This window comes from Sandarakinorhabdus sp. FBCC-B8862 (assembly GCF_059745315.1).
This window is the reverse complement of record NZ_CM185574.1, coordinates 2,700,492-2,720,038: the sequence shown is the minus strand read 5'-3', so window position 1 is coordinate 2,720,038 and position 19,547 is coordinate 2,700,492. Positions and strand designations below refer to the sequence as shown.

Here is a 19,547-nt window from a genome sequence, read left to right as displayed (position 1 = left end):
TGCTGCGGTTGCGAAAAAATCGTCCATAATCATTGGTTAGCCAGAAATTTACGGTTGCACCGGAATTGTGTCGGCAACCCATGGCTGGGCCAATACGCCCGCTTCAGCCGCCAGCAACCGCGGCCAGAGACCGAGCTCAAGCCCGAAGCGACGGGCATTATAAAGCTGCGGCACGAGGCAAAGATCGGCAATCGTTATGCTATTCTTAAACAATTGGCCGTCGCCATAACGGGCTGCAAAGGCCTCCAGTGTGCCCAGTCCGTCGGCCATCCAGTGGTGGAGCCAGCGGGTGACGGCGGCATCATCCTGGCCCATTTCGCCGCGCAGCCAGCGCTGCACCCGCAGATTGCCGAGCGGGTGGACTTCGGCCGCAATCACCATCGCTGCACTGCGCACCAGGGCCCGGCCGGCCGGATCCGGCGGCAGCAACGGGGGCTCTGGAAAGCTTTCCTCAATATATTCGAGGATGGCCAGGCTTTGGCTCAGCACCAGGTGCCCATGCTCCAGCACGGGCACCAGGCCCTGCGGGTTGCGGGCCAGGTGGGCGGGGCTGCGCTGGTCGCCATCGACGAGGTTGACCGGCAGGCGTGTCGACTCCAGCCCCTTGGCTGCCAGCGCCAGCCGCACCCGCCAGGACGCGCTGGACCGCCAATAATCGTGCAGAACCAGCGTGCCCACGGCATGTCTCCCCGTCTGCCTGTTCAGCCCTTGTTGAAGGGATTGCGCCCGCCGCGGAAGCTCAGCCGGATCGGCAGGCCGCCAAAGTCCAGATCGGCGGCCAGGCTGTTGGTGAGGAAGCGGCCATAGCTGGCGGGCAACGCATCGGTGCGGTTGCCGAACACCACGAAGGTGGGCGGCCGGGTCGCGACCTGGGTGGCATAGCGCAGCTTGATGCGGATGCCGCCCGGCGCCGGCGGCGGGTTGCGCGACAGGGCAGCTTCGAACCAGCGGTTCAGGGCCGAGGTCGGCACCCGGCGCGACCAGCGCTGGCGGGTTTCGAATGCCACCTTCATCAACGTGTCGAGCCCCTTGCCGGTGGCGCCCGAACAGGTGAGCAGCGGCACGCCCTTGATCTGGCTCAGCCCTTCGTCCAGCGCCTTGCGCACACCGTTGAACAGCCGGCTCTGATCGGCGGCGACATCCCATTTGTTGAGCGCGATGATCAGCGCCCGCCCTTCGGACAGCACCATGTCGGCAATGCGCAGATCCTGGGATTCCAGCCCTTGCGTTGCATCGAGCAGCAGCACCACCACCTCGGCAAAGTCCACTGCCAGCTTGGTGTCGGCCGCAGACAGCTTCTCCAGCTTTTCCGTCACCCGCGCGCGCTTGCGCAGCCCGGCGGTATCAACCAACCGCACCGGCTGGCCATCAAATTCCCAATCAATCGCAATCGAATCGCGCGTGATCCCGGCTTCGGGGCCGGTGACCAGCCGCTGTTCGCCGAGCAGCCGGTTGATCAGCGTGGACTTGCCGGCGTTGGGCCGGCCGACGATGGCGATCTTCAGCGGGCCGGGCGGCGGTTCCGGTGCATCGTCACTCTCAGCCAGTTCGGCCGGTTCGGCCTCGGCCTCCGGCTCTTTCTCAAGATGCGGGGCCAGCGCCTGGTAGAGATCGGCAAGGCCAAGGCCATGTTCGGCCGACAGGCCAATGGGCTCACCCAGGCCCAGTTCATGGCCTTCGTTCAAACCGGCTTCGGCCTGCAGCCCTTCGGCCTTGTTGGCCACCAGCACCAGCGGCACACCGCGCCGGCGCAGCCAGCCGGCAAAATGGCGGTCGAGCGGCGTGATGCCGGCGCGCGCATCATAAACCAGCACGGCAACAGTGGCGCGGCCCACCGCAGCCTCGGTCTGGGCGCGCATGCGGCCCGACAGGCTTTCGTCGCTGCCGTCTTCAAAGCCGGCGGTGTCAACGGCAACGAAATCCAGATCGAACAGGCTGGCGCGGCCTTCGCGGCGGTCGCGGGTCACGCCGGGTTGATCGTCCACCAGCGCCAGGCGCTTGCCCACCAGCCGGTTGAACAGGGTGGATTTGCCCACGTTGGGCCGGCCCACGATGGCCACGCGCGGGGCATCGGGATCAATATCAAGAACGCTGGTCATGCTCATCGCGCCGGCCTTACCAGCGCGCGGGGCCAAGCGCCACCCAAGCGGGCGACAAGATCAGCGATAGGCCGTCAGCGTGCCGTCATCCGTCAGCTGATAAAGCCGCCCGCCGGCCACCACCGGCGGCAGATAGGCCGCCGCCTTCAGCTTGATGGTGGCGGTGCGCTTGCCCTCATAAGGATCCACCGCGATCAGTTCCCGGTTCGAGCCGGCCACCCAAAGATGCTCACCGGCCAGCACCGGGCCGGCCCACTGGATGGCATCCTTCTTCTTCTTGGCCTTGCGATATTGATCGAGGCGCAGCACCCAGCGCACCTTACCCTCGCTGCGGGTGATGCACAGCACCTCGCCATCAACCGTCACCAGATAGATGAATTCGCCGGCCAGCCAGGGCGTCCACACCCCGGCGAAATTGCGTTCCCAGGCGCGCTGCCCGGTGGCCATTTCCAGCGCGACCATGCGGCCGCCATGGCCAACCGCATAAACCCGGCCGCGATCGATGACCGGCGAGCCATCAATGTCGGCCAGTGCCGCCATGGCGGTGGAGCGGCCGGTGCGCGCCAGCTGATCCTGCCACACGCTGCGGCCGGTTTCGGCGCGCAGGGCGTTCAATTCGCCCGACGAGAAGCCGGCCACAACCGTGTCGAGCTGCACCGCCGGCGCGCCCACACCCAGGATGCCGGCGATTTCAACCGTGCCCGTCACCGTCCACAACAGTTCGCCAGTGGTGGCATTGAGGGCGTGGAGCTGATTGTCCTGGCTGACGGCGAAGATGCGGTTGCCAGCCACCGTCGGCGCCCCGCGCAGCGGCTGGCCCAGGGCACGATCCCACAATTGCTTGCCGGTTTCGGCATCATAGGCAACCGCGACGCCATAGCCGGTGAGGGCATAGACACGGCCATCGCCATAGGAAACGCCGCCGCCAAAGGCCGGGCGCACGCTGCGCTTGGGCTGTCGATATTGTGCTGACCAGGCCACGCGGCCGGTGTCGGCATCAAAGGCGCGGACCTGGCCAAGAATGTCCATCGTATAGACCTTGCCGCCGCCCACCACCGGCGCAGCGTTCAGCCGGGCGGTGCCGCTACTGCCCTTGCCGATGCTGGCGCGCCAGGCTTCCACCGGCTTGTCGGCCAGCGCCAGATGGCCGCCGACCTTGGCCGGCGAGCCGCCGGGCTGGGCCCAATCGGCGTTGGTTTCGGCCGCCGGCAGCACAATGGCGGTGTCTTTCAACTCCGCTTCGGCCTCCGCACGGGTTTCAAACGCCATGATCGGGATGCGTTCGCCCAGCGTGGGCGTGCGCCGCTTGCTGGCCTTCTTGAATGCGCCGCAGCTGGCCAGCGCCAGGCTGGCGATCAGCAGGATGGAAACAGCGCGCAATCCGCGCCGGTTGGCTTCACTCACGCCCTGCTCCTCACTGCGCCGCACCGGCCGGCGCCTGGCCGATGCCGAGCGCGCCCACGTCCACGCCCACGGCAATCGCCAGCTGGGCTGCCCGGCTGCGCAGGCCTGGGCTCATTTCTTCATCCTTCACCATGGCGATCAGGATCGGCTTGGCCTGTTCGGGCTTGCCGGCCTTCACATGCGCCACCGCCACCAGTTCGCCGGCCACGCCGAACCACGGGTTGCCCGGCACCGCCAGCGGCTTCAGCTTGGCCACCACCTCGCCGGGCGCCATCTGGTCAAACCCCACCCGCACCGCCTTCACCAGCGCGGCATCGCGCAGCGTCTGCGGCAACTGGCCGTCGGCCGCGATGGCTTCATAGAGACCGCGGGCCTTGGCCTTGTCGCCACCGGCCAGCGTGTCGTTGGCCAGCACCATGCGGGCCAGGCCGGCATAGGCACCGGGGCCATCGCGGGTCATCGCTTCCAGCACCGGGCGGGCGCGGGCGCCCTCGCCCACTTCCAGCTGGGTGATCGCCTTGCTCAGCGCCTGGCCTGCCGCACCGGCGGCCTTTTCCTGCCGGTCCTGCCAATAGAGCCAGCCGGCGAGCGCGGCCAGCGCCAGCACCAGCACGGCAATCCCGATCCGGCCATAGCGCTGCCAATATTTCAGCAATTCGGACCGGCGAAATTCCTCGTCGACCTCGCGCAGAAAGGCATCTTCAGGGCTGGCGGGGGTGTTGGCCAAGGTGATCATGCTCCGGACAAGACGGTGTGGCACCGCCGATATTGCCGGCGGGTGAATGCCCGATGTGGCCGCACAGGTAAAGCCTCAGCGATAAAGCTGCGCCTCGGTCGGGAATTGGCGGGCGCGCACCCGGCCGGCATAATCGGCGGCAGCGGCCGAAATGCGGCCGGCGAGATCGTCAAACCGCTCGACGAAGCGCGGCACCCGATCAAACATGCCCAGCATGTCGTCCACCACCAGCACCTGGCCATCACATTCGGCCGCCGCGCCAATGCCGATGGTAACACAGGGGACAGAGCGGGTGATGTCGATGGCCAGCCCTTCGACCACACCTTCCACCACCATGGCAAAACAGCCGGCGGCGGCGACGGCCTGGGCATCGTTCAGGATCTTGGCACGTTCCGCCTCGCTGCGGCCGCGGGCGCCATAGCCGCCCAGCGCATTGACCGCCTGTGGCGTGAGGCCGACATGCGCCATCACCGGAATGCCGCGGTCCACCAGGAAGCGGATGGTCGGCGCCATCACCGCGCCGCCCTCCAGCTTCACGGCCGCCGCCCCGGTTTCGCGGAGCACCCGGGCGGCGGTGCGATAGGCAGCCTCCGGGCTTTCCTCATAGGTGCCGAACGGCAGATCGATCACCACCACGCTGCGATAGCTGCCGCGCACCACGGCGGCGCCATGGGCGATCATCATCTCCAGCGTGACCTTCACCGTGGTGTCGAGGCCATAGATCACCTGCCCCAGCGAATCGCCGACCAGCAGCAGATCGCAGTGGGGATCGAGCAGCTGCGCCATGCGCGCGGTGTAGGCGGTGAGCATCACCACTGGCTCCGCACCCTTACGCTTCGCAATCGCCGGCACCGTCAACCGCCGCACCGGTTCCGGCACCGGATGGGCGCGGCTTGTGCTGGTATCAAGCGTGAAGGTCGTGCTCATGGCCGGGGTCTTTACGCCCCCGGCCATGATATCTCAACCAAACAGCTTGGCGGCGGTCTTCGCGATCAGTTCGCCCTGGTGGCGGGCGCCGGCCAGATCGGTTTCGGAAGGCTGGCGGCTGCCGTCACCGCCGGCCACAGTGGTCGCGCCATAGGGGGCACCGCCCACCAGCTCGTCCACGCGCATCTGGCCTTGGTGGCTGTAGGGCAGGCCAACAATGGTCAGGCCGAAATGCAAAAGGTTGGTGATGATCGAGAACAAGGTGGTTTCATTGCCGCCATGCTGGGTGGCGCTGCTGGTGAAGGCACCGCCCACCTTGCCGTTCAGCGCGCCGGTTGCCCACAGCTTGCCGGCGCCATCGAAAAAGGCGGCGAGCTGGCTGGGCATGCGGCCAAAGCGGGTGGGGGCGCCCACGATGATGGCATCATAATTGGGCAGATCATCCACACTGGCCACCGGGGCGGCCTGATCCAGCTTGAAATGATTGGCGCTGGCCACCGCTTCGGGCACGGTTTCCGGCACGCGCTTCACATCAACCTGGGCGCCGGCGGCGCGGGCGCCTTCGGCCATGGCATTGGCCATCGCTTCGATATGGCCATAGGTGGAATAATAAAGCACCAGGACTTTCGGCATTGTCGTCACTCCCATCTCGCCGGGCATCCGGCATGGGCGCTGGTGTAGGCTCTCGCCTTTTTCCTGAAAATCTGGATAATATCGAAATCACTGTTCAGGATTATCGATATGAAAGTGGGCACGCCCACGCTCGATCAGCTGGCCGTCCTGGTTGCCATTGCCGATCAGGGCAGCATGGCCGCCGCCGGCCGGGCGCTCGGCCGCGCCACCTCGGTGATCGCCTATCAGCTCGATGGGCTGGAGGCGCAGCTGGGCCTCGCCCTGTTCACCCGGGGCACCACCCGCCGCCCGGCCCTCACCGATGCCGGGCGGCTGGTGCTGGCCCATGCCCGCGAGACGCTGGGCAATGTGAGTGCGCTGCAGGCCGGCGTCGCGGCGCTGGCGCAAGGGCAGGAGGCGGAGCTGTCGCTGTCGGTCAGCGTGATGTTCCCCATCGAAACGCTGGTGGCGGCGCTCACCGCGCTGCAGGCGCGCTTTCCCACCCTGGCGCTGCGGCTGCATGTGGAGGCGCTGGGCGCGGTGCAGGCCCGCCTGTTCGACGGCAGCGCCACGCTGGCGATTGGCGGCGCGCTGGATGGCGTGAACGACCGGCTGGTGCGGCGCAGCCTGGCCGGCGTGCCGCTTGTGCCGGTGGCCGCCCCCGGCCACCCCCTCACCCGCGCCGGCATCGCGCCCGGCGAGGCGCAACGCCATCTGCAGCTGGTGCTCACCGATCGCTCCCGCCTCACTGAAGGCAAGGATTTCGGCGTTTTGTCCCCGCGCAGCTGGCGGCTGGGCGACATGAGCGCCAAGCACGCGCTTTTGAAAAGCGGGGCGGGCTGGGGCAACATGCCGGTGCCGATGGTGGCGGCGGATCTGGCTGCCGGCACGCTGGTGCAATTGCAGCTGCCGGATTGGCCGGGGACGACTTATCCCATCGAGCTGCTGCACCGTCCCGATCACACCCCCGGCCCGGCCGCCTGCTGGCTGATGGACTGGTTGGCGAAGGGCGGCAGCTGATCCGCTTCAGGCGGGCGGGTTCAGCAAGGCCAGCAGCCGGTCGCGCCAGCGGCGATAGCCGTCGCGGCTGGGGTGCAGGCCATCATTGAACAGGTCGCGGCGCTGGCGGCCGGCGCCATCAACGAAATCGGGATAGAGATCGATGAAGCGCACCCCCGGCATCTGGCTGGCAAAGGCCTGCATGGCCCGGTTCACCGGCTGCACCACGGCGCGGTTCTTGGCATCGTCATCGGTTGGCAACAACGACTGGATCATGATGCGCGCCTGCGGCTTGCGTTCGCGGATGCGGCGCACGACGGCGATGATGCCGCGCGTGATGCTGGCATCGGCGGGCGTTTCGGCATCGAAACTGTTGTTGATGCCCAGCATCACCAGCGCGACATCCGGCTGCAGATCGGTCCGGTCCAACCAGCCGGCACCGCCTTCGGCGGCCGGCTGCAACCGGTGCAGCACATGTTCGATGCGATCGCCCGACACGCCAAGGTTCAGGGCGGTCAGCGCCGGCACCGCGCCACCAAAACTTTCATCCCACACGGATCGGCCGCAAAAGCGGCCCGGCAGCCAGGGGTTGGCATCAAGGTGCCAGAAATCGGTGATGGAATCGCCGACGAACAACAGCCGGACCGGGCGCAGATCCGGCGTGCTGGCCAGCTGCTGGCTGATATCGGCGGCGCGCTTCTGCCAATAATCCACCCGCGGCGCCGGCAGTTCGGCCTGGAAGCGGGCCTGGGCCTGCGTCGCGCCGGGCAGCGCCGCCGCGACCAGAACGGCCATCATCATCACCCATCGCGCCATTGCCGCACCCCCTGCCTGTTCATGCCACTATGGCAGGGTTCTGGCCAGCCGCAACTTTACAGCCGGCCCCAAGCCCCTGATAGTGCGGCCGAGCGGCCGATAGTGCCGCAGGGGATGATCCGATGGCAACAGCCGACCAGCCCACGCTGGCCACCCGCCTGGCCTTTGGCTTTGGCGCCGGGGCCTATGGCATCAAGGATGGCGGTTTCAGCTATTTCCTGCTGCTGTTCTACAGCCAGGTCATCGGGCTGGATGCCCGGCTGGTTGGCCTGGCGCTGACCATCGCGCTGGTGTTTGACGCGATCAGCGATCCCATCGTCGGCTATTGGTCGGACAATTTTCGCTCGCGCTGGGGGCGGCGGCATCCGTTCCTCTATGCCTCGGCCCTTCCCACCGCTGGCACCTATTTCCTGATCTGGAACCCGCCGGTGGGCTGGAGCCAGGGCGCGCTGTTCTGGTATCTGCTGATCCTGGCCATCGCGATCCGCACCGCCATCACCTTCTATGAAACGCCCAGCACCGCGCTCACACCGGAACTGGCGAAAAGCTATGACGGGCGCAGCGCCTTGTTCGGCCTCAGGCTGTTCTTTGCCTGGGTGATCGGCAGCATCATGACGGTGGCGAATTTCACCCTGATCTTCCCGGCCTTTGCGACGCCCGCCATCCCCAACGGCCAGTTCAACCGCGATGCCTATGCGCTCTATGGCATGCTGGCCTCGGCCCTGATCCTGGTGGCCATATTGGTATCGGCCATCGGCACCCACGGCCATATCAAGCATCTGCGCGCCGCGCCGCCCGCACGCAGCCTGGGCCTCAAGGCGATTTTCCGGGAGATTTTCCACACGCTGGCCAACCGCGACTTCACCGCCCTGTTCCTCGCCAACATGTTCGGCGCCATCGCGGCCGGCATCTCGTCCAGCCTCAGCTTCTATTTCTCGGCCTATTTCTGGGGCCTGTCGTCGCAGCAGATCGGGCTGGTCACCATGACGGTGTTTGCCTCCGCCGCGATTGGCGCCGGCCTGGCCCCGCTGGTCACCCGCCGGCTGGGCAAGCAGCGCGGCGCGGTGGTGATCGGTCTGCTCGCTGGGCTGATCCTGCCGCTGCCGATCATCCTCAGGCTGTTCGGGCTGCTGCCGCCCAACGGCGATCCGGCCATATTGTGGATCGTGCTGGTCGTCACCATGGTCGATGTCGGCCTCATCATCTGTTTCCAGACGCTGGGCGCATCCATGCTGGCCGATCTGGTCGAGGCCGCCGAAGTGCGCACCGGCAAGCGCAACGAAGGCATTTTCTTTGCCGCCAACACCTTCATCCGCAAATCGGTGCAGGGCCTGGGCGTCATGGCAGCCAGCTTCGTGCTCACCCTGGCGGAATTTCCCACCGGCGCCAGCCCCGACAAGGTCGGGTCCGACAGCCTGTGGCGGCTGGGCGCGACCTATGTGCCCGCCATCTGGCTGGTGTGGACATGCATGATCATCGCCGTCTCGCGCTATCGCCTCAGCCGCGCCGATCACGAGACCAATCTGCAGGCCCTGGCCGAGCGGCACCGGGCCTGACCGGCGGTCAGGCCCGCGCGGCGCCGCCCAGATCGCCCTCGTCCACGGCGTTCACGCTGTTGTGGCGCAGGGCATCCAGCACGGTGCGCACGATGCCGGCGGCATCCAGACCGGCTTCGGCATATTGCTTGGCCGGCGCGTCATGATCCTGATAGACATCCGGCAGGCGCAGCGTGCGCACCTTCAGCCCGGCATCGAGCAGGCCTTCATCGCTGGCCAGCGTGAGGACATGGCCGCCAAAGCCGCCGATGGCGCCTTCCTCGATCGTCACCAGCACCTCGTGGGTGGCGGCCAGCTTGCGGATCAGCGCCATGTCGAGCGGCTTGGCAAAGCGCATGTCGGCGACGGTGGTCGACAGACCCTTGGCATCCAGCGTATCGGCAGCGGCCAGCGCCTCGGCGAGGCGGGTGCCGAGCGACAGGATGGCGACCTTGTTGCCCTGGCGCACGATGCGGCCTTTGCCGATTTCCAGCCGCGTGCGGGTCGCCGGGATGGCAACGCCGGTGCCTTCGCCGCGCGGATAGCGCAGGGCGATCGGGCCATCGTCGTACACGGCGGCGGTGTGCACCATGTCGGCCAGTTCGGCCTCGTCGCTCGCCGCCATCACCACCATGTTGGGCAGGGTGGACAGATAGGTGATGTCGAACGAGCCGGCATGGGTGGCACCATCGGCGCCGACCAGGCCAGCGCGGTCGATGGCAAAGCGCACCGGCAGATTCTGCAGCGCCACGTCATGCACCACCTGGTCATAGGCGCGCTGCAGGAAGGTGGAATAAATGGCGCAGAACGGCCGCATGCCCTGCGCGGCCAGACCAGCCGCGAAGGTGACGGCATGCTGTTCGGCGATGCCGACATCAAAGCTCTTGTCCGGGAAGGCCTTGGCGAACCGGTCCACCCCGGTGCCCGACGGCATGGCGGCGGTGATGGCGCAGATGGTCGGGTCGCGCTTGGCTTCCTCGATCAGCATGTCGCCAAAGACATTCTGATAGGCCGGCGCCTTGGGGCTCGGCTTGTGCTGGGTGCCCGACACCACGTCGAATTTGACCACGCCATGATATTTGTCGGCGCTCGCCTCGGCCGGGGCATAGCCCTTGCCCTTCTGCGTCACGACATGGATCAGCATCGGGCCTTCGGCGGCATCGCGGACATTTTCCAGCACCGGCAGCAGATGGTCCATGTTGTGGCCATCAATGGGGCCGACATAGTAGAAGCCCAGTTCCTCGAACAGAGTGCCACCACCCTGGGCAAAGCCGCGGGCATATTCATCCACCCGCGCGGCGGCCTTCTGCAGCGGCGGCGGCAGCACGCGGCCGGAAATCTGCTTCAGATATTCGCGCAGTTCCAGGAACTTGCGACTGGACAGCAGGCGCGACAGATAGGACGACAGCGCGCCCACCGGCGGGGCGATCGACATGTCGTTATCATTGAGGATGACGATCAGGCGGTTGCCGGCCTGCCGGGCGTTGTTCATCGCCTCATAGGCCATGCCGGCCGACATCGAGCCATCGCCGATCACGGCAATGCCGCGGCCCGGCTGGTTCATCATCTTGTTGGCGATGGCAAAGCCGAGCGCGGCCGAGATCGAGGTGCTGCTGTGCGCGGCGCCGAACGGATCATATTCGCTCTCGCTGCGCTTGGTGAAGCCGGAAAGGCCGCCGCCCTGGCGCAGCGTGCGGATACGGTCACGCCGGCCGGTGATGATCTTGTGCGGATAGGCCTGGTGGCCGACATCCCACACCAATTTGTCTTCCGGCGTGTTGAACACATAGTGCAGCGCGACGGTCAGCTCGACAACGCCGAGGCCGGACCCGAGGTGCCCGCCGGTGTAGGACACGGCGTGGATCATCTCCTGCCGCAGCTCGTCGGCCAGCTGCTGCAATTGCCCGGGCTCCAGCTTGCGCAGATCAGCGGGAATGTTGACCTGGTCGAGGAGCGGGGTTTCAAGCTTCATCAGAACGGCTCGCGTGGCTGGTGACTTAAGGGGTTCCCCTTAGCCATGTTGGCAAGCCCTGTCATCAACAGTGTCAGCCCGGTTTGACACAGGCGAACAAATAACAGCCAAATCCTTGATTTCAGGCGCAATCGGCGCAAACGCCGCGCACCTCGATGACCGGGCGCACCGGGCGGAAGCCGGTTGCGGCAGCCGCCGCGCGCACCTGGGTGGTAATCTGATCGTCATCAACATGAGTCGCCCCGCCGCAGCGGTCGCACACCAGGAAGATGCAATCATGCGGGCAATCGGGGTGGACATTGGCGATGAAGGCGTTGGCGCTTTCGACCCGCGCCGCGACATTGTTGGCCACGAACAGATCAAGGATGCGATAGACGCTGTTGGCGGCGATGCGGCGGCCGGCGGCCGACGAGACGGCATCGGTGACATCATAGGCCGACACCGGCCGGTCAAAGCCGGCCAGCGCGGCAAACACCTGGGCGCGCAGCGGGGTCCATTGTTCCCCCACCGACACCAGCCGGGCCTTGGCCGCGGTGGCCAGATCGGCGCGGCTGTGGTGCTGGCCGTGGCTGTGCCCGTGATCGCAGTTATGCATTGCGGTTCCCATGCCCCTATATCAGGGTTGGCGCCCGCCGGTGCAAGATGGCGATCAAGCGGTGCGCAGGGCCTGCAGATTGCGCCAGTGCGCCAGCGCCAGCAGCGACACACCCGCCATCGACACCAGCATCTCTCCTGATTGCCCGTGGCTGACCAGCAGCGACAGACCCATCATCGACAGGCCGAACGCGCCGAGCGCGCCAATGCCGAGCCGGCCATGCCGGCGCCAGCCGCGCCACAGCGCCACCGCCGCCAGCGGCATGGCGAGCGCCAGGCCCACCACATGCACACGGTGATCCAGCCAGCCACCCGACAGCGCAAACAGGCTGAGCAGCACGAAGCTGGCCATGCAGTGCAACAGGCACGCACCCGACAGCCCGATGGCAATCCGGTCAAGCAGGCTGGCGGCAAGCTTTGTCATGACGAGGCGTGTAACATTATCACATCCCGCCGGCAAGGGCGCTGATGAAGCGGGCGAGATGTAGAAAATATTTTACATGCAGGGCCGAATCGGTTAGCAATGTAGAAGATTTTCGACACATCAGAAAGGCTGCAGCCAATGTCGGGCATGTCGTTTCGGGAAAAATCAGGTTGGGCCATGGGCGCCCTGATGATCGTTATGGCAGCCTGGTATTTCGGCCGGCTTGGCCCGGAGGCGTGGCAGCCGGGCCAAGCCCTGCCGATGGGCACGCTCATCGCCTATCTGTTCCTCACCATCGCCGGCAGCATTGCGGTGCAGGTGGTTCTGGCCATTGTCAGCCGGGGCGATGCCGGCACCCCGGCCGATGAGCGTGAAACCGCCGCCACCACCCGTGCTGTCGCATGGGCCGGCCATGTGCTGACCATGGTGATGGTGGGCGCCCTGTTGTGGTTCATGGGCCATGGCGATGCGATGATGCTGTTCCATTCGCTGTTTGCCGGCCTGTTGGTCAGCCAGGCGGTGGTGCATCTGGGCACGGCCTGGCTGTTGCGGCGCGGTTTCTGATGCCGCCGCCACCCCCCATCGGCAACCGCGTGCGTGCCCTGCGTGAGGCGCACGGCAACATCAGCCAGGCCCAGTTGGCCGAAGCGATCGGCGTGACACGGCACACGGTGATCGCCATTGAACAGGGCAAATATTCCCCCAGCCTGGAAAGCGCCTTTCGCATCGCGCGGTTCTTCGGCGTGGGGGTGGAGGAGGTGTTCAGCTGGCACGGTTGACGCAGCCATTGCCAAGCCGGCCAGCCGCCGCCTAGACCATCGGGCCAACACACCAACGACCGGAGCGATCTGCCCATGCGTGTTCTTGCCGCCCTGTTGCTTGCTGCCGCCACCCCGGCACTGGCTGCGCCCGATCTGGCCATGATTGGACGCATCACCGATGAAGGCATGAACCGCGGCGAGGTGGTGGAAACCGCCGCCTATCTGACGGACCGCATCGGCCCGCGCCTGACCAATTCACCTGGCATGCGCGCCGCCGAAGCCTGGACCGCGGGCAAGTTCAGTGCCTGGGGCCTGACCAATGTGCACAAGGAAGGCTTTGATTTCGGCCGCGGTTGGTCGATCGACAGCGCCAGTGTGACGATGGTGACGCCGCGCCGCATGGCCCTGCGCGCCCTGCCGGTGGCTTGGACCCCGGCAACGCCGCCCGGCGGGATCACCGCGCCGGTGGTGGTCGCACCGATGAGCAAGCCAAGCCATTTTGCCGAGTGGGCCGGCAAGCTGAAGGGCAAGATCGTCGCCATCAGCTTCCCGCGCCCGCCGCGCGATGCCACCAAGCCGGGGTTTGTGCGGCTGGATGACAAGGCCATCGGCGAACGGGACGAATATGAGCAGCCGGTCACCAGCCCGGATGCCAATGACGGCTGGCTGAACCATATCCAGTTCGGCCAGCAGCTTGACGAGTTTCTGGCCAAGGAAGGCGCGCTGGGCTGGGTGCGCATGAGCTATCGCGACAATGGCCTGCTGCACGGCGAAGGCTATCAGCACCGCGACACGCCCAAACTGCCTGGTGTCGAGCTGACCGCTGAGGATTATCGCCGCATCGCCCGGCTGGCGACCCAGGGCGAAGTCAGCCTGACCATCGATTCGCAGGTGCGGTTCGATGACAGTGACCGCAATGGCTACAACATCATCGCCGATATCGCCGGTGCCGACGCCAAGGCCGGCTATGTCATGGCGGGCGCCCATCTCGACAGCTGGGTGGCCGCCGATGGCGCGGCCGACAATGGTGCCGGCTCGGCCGTGGTGATGGAAGCGGCGCGCATCCTCGCCACGCTGAAGGTCAAGCCGAAGCGCACCATTCGCTTTGCCCTGTGGTCGGGCGAGGAGCAGGGGCTCTATGGCTCGGCCAATTATATCGAGCGCCATTTTGCCAGCCGCCCGAACAACCCCGATCCGGTGAAGGCGCGGCTGAGCTATGACTTCAAGCTGGACCAGTTCCCGATCGAGAAGAAGGCCGATTACAATCTGCTCGGCGCCTATTTCAACATCGACAATGGCGGCGGCAAGATCCGCGGCATCCATGCCGAAGGCAATTTTGCCGCCGTGCCCAGCTTGCGCGAATGGCTGTCGCCCTTTGCCAGCATGGGCGCCGATGCCGTGGTTGCCAGCCCCACCGAAGGCACGGATCACCAGTTCATGTCGGCCATTGGCCTGCCGGCGTTCCAGTTCATCCAGGACCCGCTGGATTATGAAACGACCGTGCACCACAGCAGTGTCGACACGTTCGATCACTTGCGGCCGGAGGATCTGCGGCAGGCATCGGTCATCCTGGCCAGCCTGTTGTGGGAAGCCGCCAATGCGCCGCAGCCGCTGCCGGCCCGCCCGCTGCCCACCAAGCCGAAGCCGACCGACCCGTTCCGCTATGTTGATCCCGACAAGAAGGATTGATCCGGCGGCGCGCAGGCTTGGCCCGGCCGGTCAACGCGGGTAGGACGGGGCAATGGCCACGCTTGCTGCCGCCCTTCCCCGTGCTGATGCCCGCCCCTGCGCCGTTGCGGGCTGGCTGCTGGGCATCGCCGCCCTGGTGTTTGCCATGGTGGTGGTGGGCGGCATCACCCGGCTGACCGAATCCGGCCTGTCGATCACCCGCTGGGATGTGGTGTCGGGCACGCTGCCGCCGTTGACCGAGGCCGAATGGCAGCGCCAGTTCGCGCTCTATCAGCAATCCAGCCAGTATCAGCTGATGAACGCCGGCATGAGCCTTGCGGAATTCAAGGGCATTTTCTTCTGGGAATATGTCCACCGCCTGCTCGGCCGGCTGGTCGGCCTGGCCTTTGCGCTGCCGTTGGCCTGGTTCTGGCTCAAGCGGCAGATTCCGCCAGGCTACAAGCCGCGCCTGCTCGCCCTGTTCGCGCTGGGCGGGCTGCAGGGCGCCATCGGCTGGTGGATGGTGGCATCCGGCCTGGTGGACCGCACCGAAGTGGCACCGGAACGGCTGGCGGTGCATCTGTCCAACGCGCTAATCATCATGGCCGGCTGCATCTGGACGGCGCTTGACCTGCTGGATGGCGATCGGCCCCGGCACGACCGGCCGCGGGCCTGGGTGTGGCCAGTGGCCACGTTGCTGGCCGTGCAGATCCTGTGGGGCGCCTTCACCGCCGGCCTGCGTGCCGGCCATGCCAGCGACACCTGGCCCTTGATGTTGGGCGCGCTGGTGCCCGACGGGATTTTGGCCAGCGCGCGTGATGCCATCGCCGATCCGGTGAGCGTGCAATTCCTCCACCGCAGCCTGGCGTGGGCGGTGGCGGCGACCATCCTGCTGGTCGCACTGCGGCTGTGGCGGGCCGGCGCCGGGGTGCGCGCGCTGGCCCTGGGCGGCCTGGTGCTGCTGCAATTCGTGCTGGGGGTGCTGGTGATCATCAACCATGTGCCGATTCCATTGGGCGTCGCGCACCAGGGTGTTGCAGCGCTGCTGGTCGCCGCAACCATATGGGCGGCGCACTGGAGCCGGAGAGGCCGGGCATGACTGCGAAGAATGTGCTGGGCACCGCCCTCGCCCCCTGCTCCATGGCGCCGCTCACGGGCTGGTATCGCGACGGCTGCTGCAACACCGACGAGGCCGACCGCGGACTCCACACCGTGTGCGCGGTGGTAACGGAGGAGTTTCTGGCCTTCAGCCAATCGGTCGGCAATGACCTGTCCACCCCGCGCCCCGAATATGGCTTTCCCGGCCTCAAGCCCGGTGACCGCTGGTGCCTGTGCGCCGGCCGCTGGGAGGAAGCCCGCCGCGCCGGCTTTGCGCCCGAGGTGGTGCTGGAAGCCACCCACGAGAAAACGCTTGAGGTGACCATGCTGGGCCATCTTCAGGCGCACAGCGTGTGATCATTCCCTGGGACGGCAGCGATTTTGCCGGCGCCAAACTGGCCGGCCTGCACGATGGCCGCATCCTCACCTATCGCCGCGACATGAAGCCCGGCATCCCCTGGCCCGGCCTGATCGATCTGCCCGGCGGCGGGCGCGAGGGCGATGAAAGCCCGGTGGCGTGCGCATGCCGCGAGCTGGCTGAAGAATTCGGCATCATCCTGCCCGAATCCCGCATCTGGTGGGCCCGCCCCTTCCCCGCCATGGACGCGCCGGGGCGGACCGGCTGGTTCCTCGCCGCGCATCTGCTGCCCACCGAGATTGCCGCAATCCGCTTCGGGGATGAGGGGCGCGATCCCGAGCTGCTTGAAATCGGCCGTTTTCTTGCCGCCACCGATGCCGTCACTCCCCTGCAAGCCCGTCTTTCAATTCTGTTGGGCGATCTGCCGGACGATGCGGTATCATAATACCACAGGCCAAAAACCCCGCTTTTTCCTTGATCTGCAGGCGATTCTCGACGATATGCGCGGCCGTCGCCGGGGCTCCCATGCTCCGGCTGCTGCATTTTAGCCAAATGGAATCAACGCCATGCTCACCCGTACCACGGCGCCGGCCAAACCGGCGGAAGTTGAAAAGAAGTGGCTGCTGATCGATGCCGAAGGGCTCGTGGTCGGCCGTCTCGCCACCATCATCGCCAACCGCCTGCGCGGCAAGCACAAGGCCAGCTTCACCCCGCACGTCGATTGCGGTGACAATGTCATCGTCATCAACGCCGACAAGGTGCGCTTCACCGGCAAGAAGGCGACCGACAAGGTTTATTATCGCCACACCGGCCACCCGGGCGGCATCAAGGAAACCACCCCGGCCAAGGTGCTGGAAGGCCGTTTCCCGGAGCGCGTGATCATCAAGGCCGTGGAGCGCATGGTGCCCCGTGGTCCGCTCGGCCGCCAGCAGATGCGCAACCTGCGCGTCTTTGCCGGCACCGAGCATCCGCATGCCGCGCAGCAGCCGGAAGTGCTCGACGTCAAGTCGATGAACCGCAAGAACACCACCATCGCTGGTTGAGGAATTAACAGATGACCGACAATCGCCAGTCCCTGTCCGACCTCGCCGGCCTCGAAGCCGAAGCCCCGGTCAACAACAACGCCCCGGCCCCCCTGCGTGAGCAGGAGCTGGACGCCTATGGCCGCGCCTATGCCACCGGCAAGCGCAAGAACGCCATCGCCCGCGTCTGGCTGAAGCCCGGCACCGGCAAGATCACCGTCAACGGCCGTGATCAGACCGTCTATTTCGCCCGCCCCTCGCTGCGTCTGGTCATCAATCAGCCGTTCGACGTGGCCGAGCGTCGCGATCAGTATGACGTCGTCGCCACCGTGGTCGGCGGCGGCCTGTCGGGCCAGGCCGGTGCCGTGAAGCACGGCATCGCCCAGGCGCTGACCAAGTATGAACCCGCCCTGCGCACCCCGGTGAAGCAGGCCGGCTTCCTGACCCGCGACCCGCGCGTTGTCGAACGCAAGAAGTACGGCAAGGCTAAGGCCCGCCGCAGCTTCCAGTTCAGCAAGCGCTGATCCGGGCCGCCCGGTTTCCGGGTGGATCCCACACGAATCACGCCGGTGCAGCCCTGCTGCGCCGGCGTTTTTCGTGGGCGCCGGCAACCGGCCTGGCTTGGCCTGTTTGCAGAATTTTCAATCTGGCAACCAATGCGCGCCCGTGATAGCTGCATCGCAAATCACATACGTTATTTTTAGCAAATCATTAACGAATTGCTTTGACAGCTGCCGCTGGCTCGCGATGACAAGCCCCTGAACATAGGCAAGGGGATTCACATGCATCGCATCATGGTTGCGCTGGCTGCAGCGGCGCTGTTGTCGACGCCGGCGCTGGCCATCCAGCACGTCACCACCCTGAATGGGGTTGTCGCCGGTCAGGCCGCTGATCAGCGTTATGAATTCGCCGGTGGATTCCTGCAGACCCATTATGGCCTGACCACCGGCACCGGGTCGCCCACCAGCTATTTGCCGCCACTGGAACGCGCAGTGGCCGAGGTGCGCACGCCCAGCGCCGGCCGCACCCGCGGCTTCCACCGCCCCACCGTTGCCACCGGCACCCCGGTGGCCGACGGCGGCACCGGCGTCACCCAGGCGCTGACCAATGTCGGCTCCATCGCCCGCTCATCGGGCGCCGGCACCCTGTCCAGCGATGTTTCCCGCGCCTGGGTGGATGATCGCGTGATCGGTTTCATCCTGTCGCGCACCGGCACCACCGTCACCTACAGCATGGTCAATGGCACCGTGGGCCAGCCCGATGATGTCTGGAGCTTCACGGCGGCTTCCGTGGCAGAGATCAACGCCCTGCAATTCCGCCTGCGCTCGGCCGGCAGCAACACGGTCACCCTGTCGAACCTGTTGTTCACCCAGGGCAGCACGACCACAGCGCTGGGTTGTTCCGCACCCGGCACCTGCGGCACCGGCCTCACCGGGGCCTTCAGCGCCAGCGCCGGCGATGTGCATATCAGCCTGTTTGATGGCATCAGTGGCGATTTCACCCTCACCGGCAACTGGCTGTTCGATCTGTCGCCCAGCCGCAGCAGCAACAATGCCCAGATCAAGCTGCTCAGCGTGCCAGCAACCGGCGCCATCCCCGAACCCTCCAGCTGGGCCATGCTGATCGCCGGCTTTGGCCTGATCGGCGCCAGCCTGCGCCGCCGCCGGGCGCTGATGGCCTGAGACAAGCGCCGCCATCTGCCGTAAACAGGTGGCATGGCCCGCCCGACCGATATCGCCTATTGCCATGGCCAGCCCGGTGGCCCGGCGGAATGGCTGGCCTGCGCGCCGCCCGGGCTGACGGCCTTTGCACCCGATCGCAACATCCCGGCCACAGCCACTGCTCTGGCCAACCGGATTGCGGCGCACACGGCCGGGCCAATCACCCTCATCGGCTTTTCGCTGGGGGCACCGATGGCGCTGGCCGTGGCGGCAGAGCTGGGGGAACGGGTCGAGCAGGTGCACCTGGTCGCGCCGGCGGCCCCTTTGGCGCTGGGCAATTTCCTGCCGCACATGGCCGGCGGCGCGCTGTTCCGCCTGGCACGGGATCAGCCGGCGCTGTTCGGTGTGGTGGCCCGGGCCCAGGGGCTGGCCGCCCGCTTCGCGCCGGGATTTCTTGTTGACCGGCTGTTTGCCACCGCCAGCGGCAACGACCGGCAGCTGCGCCATGATCCGGCCTTTCGCACCGCCATGGCCGGAGTGTTGCGCGCCGGGCTGGGCCAGGGCACGGCCGGCTTCATGGCCGAAGTGCGCGCCTATGCCGCCGGCGCCATGCCGCCAGTGGGCCCCGTCACCGCACCCATCCACATCTGGCAGGGCAGCGCAGACAGCTGGACCCCGCCCGCCATGGCGCAGGCGCTCGCCGCCAGCCTCACCGGCAACGTCACCCTCACCCTGCTGCCGGGCTGCGGCCATTATGGTGCCTTGCGCGCGGCGCTGGCCCGCCTTGCCGGTTAAAGCCCGGCTTGGCTGCGGCCAAGGCGCGCCGGGCTTTTCGCGTGGCGCTGCAACTGGCATAGGGCG

The 19,547-nt window shown here is 66.6% G+C and carries 22 protein-coding genes; 12 read left to right on the top strand and 10 right to left on the bottom strand.

The genetic code is table 11. The features are described 5' to 3' along the window. Positions 1-48: 48 nt before the first annotated feature. The 6 genes from maiA to wrbA form a co-directional block, all read right to left on the bottom strand. On the bottom strand, positions 49-678 hold the full coding sequence (maiA, locus tag AC6BOR_RS13155; RefSeq protein WP_498058836.1) for a maleylacetoacetate isomerase: 630 nt from the start codon (positions 676-678) through the stop codon (positions 49-51). A gap of 23 nt (positions 679-701) precedes the next feature. Continuing rightward, on the bottom strand, positions 702-2,099 hold the full coding sequence (gene der, locus AC6BOR_RS13150) for a ribosome biogenesis GTPase Der (protein WP_498058835.1): 1,398 nt from the start codon (positions 2,097-2,099) through the stop codon (positions 702-704). Positions 2,100-2,159: 60 nt separating this feature from the next. Continuing rightward, a complete protein-coding gene (locus AC6BOR_RS13145; protein WP_498058834.1) occupies positions 2,160-3,503 on the bottom strand; it encodes a PQQ-like beta-propeller repeat protein in 1,344 nt (447 codons plus the stop codon). Between the two features lie 10 nt (positions 3,504-3,513). Beyond that, positions 3,514-4,239 (bottom strand): tetratricopeptide repeat protein, encoded by a 726-nt coding sequence (locus AC6BOR_RS13140; protein ID WP_498058833.1) that lies wholly within the window; start codon positions 4,237-4,239, stop codon positions 3,514-3,516. Positions 4,240-4,314: 75 nt separating this feature from the next. After that, positions 4,315-5,166 (bottom strand): 3-methyl-2-oxobutanoate hydroxymethyltransferase, encoded by an 852-nt coding sequence (gene panB / locus AC6BOR_RS13135; RefSeq protein ID WP_498058832.1) that lies wholly within the window; start codon positions 5,164-5,166, stop codon positions 4,315-4,317. 33 nt (positions 5,167-5,199) lie between these two features. Continuing rightward, complete coding sequence (wrbA, locus tag AC6BOR_RS13130) at positions 5,200-5,799, bottom strand: NAD(P)H:quinone oxidoreductase (RefSeq protein WP_498058831.1); 600 nt, start codon at positions 5,797-5,799, stop codon at positions 5,200-5,202. A 108-nt stretch (positions 5,800-5,907) separates the two neighbouring features. Between wrbA and AC6BOR_RS13125 the strand changes: the two genes are divergently transcribed. Then, on the top strand, positions 5,908-6,798 hold the full coding sequence (locus AC6BOR_RS13125) for a LysR family transcriptional regulator (protein ID WP_498058830.1): 891 nt from the start codon (positions 5,908-5,910) through the stop codon (positions 6,796-6,798). 6 nt (positions 6,799-6,804) lie between these two features. On the opposite strand, the gene AC6BOR_RS13120 is transcribed toward AC6BOR_RS13125, so the two are convergent. Beyond that, the gene (locus AC6BOR_RS13120) at positions 6,805-7,578 is read right to left on the bottom strand and encodes a GDSL-type esterase/lipase family protein (protein WP_498058829.1); all 774 of its coding nucleotides are present in this window, start codon (positions 7,576-7,578) and stop codon (positions 6,805-6,807) included. A 137-nt stretch (positions 7,579-7,715) separates the two neighbouring features. Between AC6BOR_RS13120 and AC6BOR_RS13115 the strand changes: the two genes are divergently transcribed. Beyond that, a complete protein-coding gene (locus AC6BOR_RS13115; RefSeq protein WP_498058828.1) occupies positions 7,716-9,149 on the top strand; it encodes an MFS transporter in 1,434 nt (477 codons plus the stop codon). A gap of 7 nt (positions 9,150-9,156) precedes the next feature. On the opposite strand, the gene dxs is transcribed toward AC6BOR_RS13115, so the two are convergent. From dxs to AC6BOR_RS13100, 3 genes are all read right to left on the bottom strand, one after another. After that, positions 9,157-11,100 (bottom strand): 1-deoxy-D-xylulose-5-phosphate synthase, encoded by a 1,944-nt coding sequence (dxs, locus tag AC6BOR_RS13110; RefSeq protein ID WP_498058827.1) that lies wholly within the window; start codon positions 11,098-11,100, stop codon positions 9,157-9,159. Positions 11,101-11,221: 121 nt separating this feature from the next. Then, on the bottom strand, positions 11,222-11,707 hold the full coding sequence (locus AC6BOR_RS13105; protein WP_498058826.1) for a Fur family transcriptional regulator: 486 nt from the start codon (positions 11,705-11,707) through the stop codon (positions 11,222-11,224). A 42-nt stretch (positions 11,708-11,749) separates the two neighbouring features. Continuing rightward, entirely contained in the window at positions 11,750-12,118 is a 369-nt protein-coding gene (locus tag AC6BOR_RS13100) for a MerC domain-containing protein (protein WP_498058825.1), read from the bottom strand. 189 nt (positions 12,119-12,307) lie between these two features. Between AC6BOR_RS13100 and AC6BOR_RS13095 the strand changes: the two genes are divergently transcribed. The 10 genes from AC6BOR_RS13095 (at position 12,308) to AC6BOR_RS13050 (ending at position 19,481) form a co-directional block, all read left to right on the top strand. Continuing rightward, entirely contained in the window at positions 12,308-12,682 is a 375-nt protein-coding gene (locus AC6BOR_RS13095; RefSeq protein ID WP_498058824.1) for a hypothetical protein, read from the top strand. Beyond that, entirely contained in the window at positions 12,682-12,897 is a 216-nt protein-coding gene (locus AC6BOR_RS13090; RefSeq protein ID WP_498058823.1) for a helix-turn-helix transcriptional regulator, read from the top strand. Before AC6BOR_RS13095 ends, AC6BOR_RS13090 begins: the two co-directional genes overlap by 1 nt. Positions 12,898-12,972: 75 nt before the next feature. Then, the gene (locus tag AC6BOR_RS13085; protein ID WP_498058822.1) at positions 12,973-14,568 is read left to right on the top strand and encodes a M20/M25/M40 family metallo-hydrolase; all 1,596 of its coding nucleotides are present in this window, start codon (positions 12,973-12,975) and stop codon (positions 14,566-14,568) included. 52 nt (positions 14,569-14,620) lie between these two features. Beyond that, on the top strand, positions 14,621-15,646 hold the full coding sequence (locus tag AC6BOR_RS13080; RefSeq protein WP_498058821.1) for a COX15/CtaA family protein: 1,026 nt from the start codon (positions 14,621-14,623) through the stop codon (positions 15,644-15,646). Next, on the top strand, positions 15,643-16,002 hold the full coding sequence (locus tag AC6BOR_RS13075; protein WP_498058820.1) for a DUF2237 family protein: 360 nt from the start codon (positions 15,643-15,645) through the stop codon (positions 16,000-16,002). Before AC6BOR_RS13080 ends, AC6BOR_RS13075 begins: the two co-directional genes overlap by 4 nt. Next, positions 15,999-16,448, top strand: coding sequence for an NUDIX domain-containing protein (locus tag AC6BOR_RS13070; protein ID WP_498058819.1), 450 nt, complete (start codon positions 15,999-16,001; stop codon positions 16,446-16,448). The genes AC6BOR_RS13075 and AC6BOR_RS13070 overlap by 4 nt, the downstream gene beginning before the upstream one ends. 121 nt (positions 16,449-16,569) lie before the next feature. Beyond that, positions 16,570-17,046 (top strand): 50S ribosomal protein L13, encoded by a 477-nt coding sequence (rplM, locus tag AC6BOR_RS13065; protein ID WP_086117119.1) that lies wholly within the window; start codon positions 16,570-16,572, stop codon positions 17,044-17,046. 11 nt (positions 17,047-17,057) lie between these two features. Continuing rightward, positions 17,058-17,549, top strand: a complete 492-nt coding sequence (gene rpsI, locus AC6BOR_RS13060; protein WP_086117118.1) for a 30S ribosomal protein S9 — start codon at positions 17,058-17,060, stop codon at positions 17,547-17,549. A gap of 258 nt (positions 17,550-17,807) precedes the next feature. Beyond that, positions 17,808-18,707 carry a PEPxxWA-CTERM sorting domain-containing protein gene (locus AC6BOR_RS13055; protein ID WP_498058818.1) on the top strand — a complete coding sequence of 300 codons (900 nt, stop codon included), beginning with the start codon at positions 17,808-17,810 and terminating at the stop codon, positions 18,705-18,707. A 33-nt stretch (positions 18,708-18,740) separates the two neighbouring features. Next, complete coding sequence (locus AC6BOR_RS13050) at positions 18,741-19,481, top strand: alpha/beta fold hydrolase (RefSeq protein WP_498058817.1); 741 nt, start codon at positions 18,741-18,743, stop codon at positions 19,479-19,481. Positions 19,482-19,547 lie beyond the last annotated feature (66 nt).

What these genes read in the sequence shown, in the direction of transcription:
- der (WP_498058835.1), bottom strand. Translation starts at nt 2,099, where the DNA reads ATGACCAGCGTTCTTGATATTGATCCCGATGCCCCGCGCGTGGCCATC.
- AC6BOR_RS13125 (WP_498058830.1), top strand. Translation starts at nt 5,908, where the DNA reads ATGAAAGTGGGCACGCCCACGCTCGATCAGCTGGCCGTCCTGGTTGCC.
- AC6BOR_RS13090 (WP_498058823.1), top strand. Translation starts at nt 12,682, where the DNA reads ATGCCGCCGCCACCCCCCATCGGCAACCGCGTGCGTGCCCTGCGTGAG.
- dxs (WP_498058827.1), bottom strand. Translation starts at nt 11,100, where the DNA reads ATGAAGCTTGAAACCCCGCTCCTCGACCAGGTCAACATTCCCGCTGAT.
- AC6BOR_RS13105 (WP_498058826.1), bottom strand. Translation starts at nt 11,707, where the DNA reads ATGGGAACCGCAATGCATAACTGCGATCACGGGCACAGCCACGGCCAG.
- rpsI (WP_086117118.1), top strand. Translation starts at nt 17,058, where the DNA reads ATGACCGACAATCGCCAGTCCCTGTCCGACCTCGCCGGCCTCGAAGCC.
- AC6BOR_RS13050 (WP_498058817.1), top strand. Translation starts at nt 18,741, where the DNA reads ATGGCCCGCCCGACCGATATCGCCTATTGCCATGGCCAGCCCGGTGGC.
- AC6BOR_RS13140 (WP_498058833.1), bottom strand. Translation starts at nt 4,239, where the DNA reads ATGATCACCTTGGCCAACACCCCCGCCAGCCCTGAAGATGCCTTTCTG.
- AC6BOR_RS13085 (WP_498058822.1), top strand. Translation starts at nt 12,973, where the DNA reads ATGCGTGTTCTTGCCGCCCTGTTGCTTGCTGCCGCCACCCCGGCACTG.
- AC6BOR_RS13115 (WP_498058828.1), top strand. Translation starts at nt 7,716, where the DNA reads ATGGCAACAGCCGACCAGCCCACGCTGGCCACCCGCCTGGCCTTTGGC.
- AC6BOR_RS13100 (WP_498058825.1), bottom strand. Translation starts at nt 12,118, where the DNA reads ATGACAAAGCTTGCCGCCAGCCTGCTTGACCGGATTGCCATCGGGCTG.
- AC6BOR_RS13095 (WP_498058824.1), top strand. Translation starts at nt 12,308, where the DNA reads ATGATCGTTATGGCAGCCTGGTATTTCGGCCGGCTTGGCCCGGAGGCG.
- AC6BOR_RS13075 (WP_498058820.1), top strand. Translation starts at nt 15,643, where the DNA reads ATGACTGCGAAGAATGTGCTGGGCACCGCCCTCGCCCCCTGCTCCATG.
- AC6BOR_RS13120 (WP_498058829.1), bottom strand. Translation starts at nt 7,578, where the DNA reads ATGATGATGGCCGTTCTGGTCGCGGCGGCGCTGCCCGGCGCGACGCAG.
- rplM (WP_086117119.1), top strand. Translation starts at nt 16,570, where the DNA reads ATGCTCACCCGTACCACGGCGCCGGCCAAACCGGCGGAAGTTGAAAAG.
- AC6BOR_RS13080 (WP_498058821.1), top strand. Translation starts at nt 14,621, where the DNA reads ATGGCCACGCTTGCTGCCGCCCTTCCCCGTGCTGATGCCCGCCCCTGC.
- wrbA (WP_498058831.1), bottom strand. Translation starts at nt 5,799, where the DNA reads ATGCCGAAAGTCCTGGTGCTTTATTATTCCACCTATGGCCATATCGAA.
- panB (WP_498058832.1), bottom strand. Translation starts at nt 5,166, where the DNA reads ATGAGCACGACCTTCACGCTTGATACCAGCACAAGCCGCGCCCATCCG.
- AC6BOR_RS13055 (WP_498058818.1), top strand. Translation starts at nt 17,808, where the DNA reads ATGCATCGCATCATGGTTGCGCTGGCTGCAGCGGCGCTGTTGTCGACG.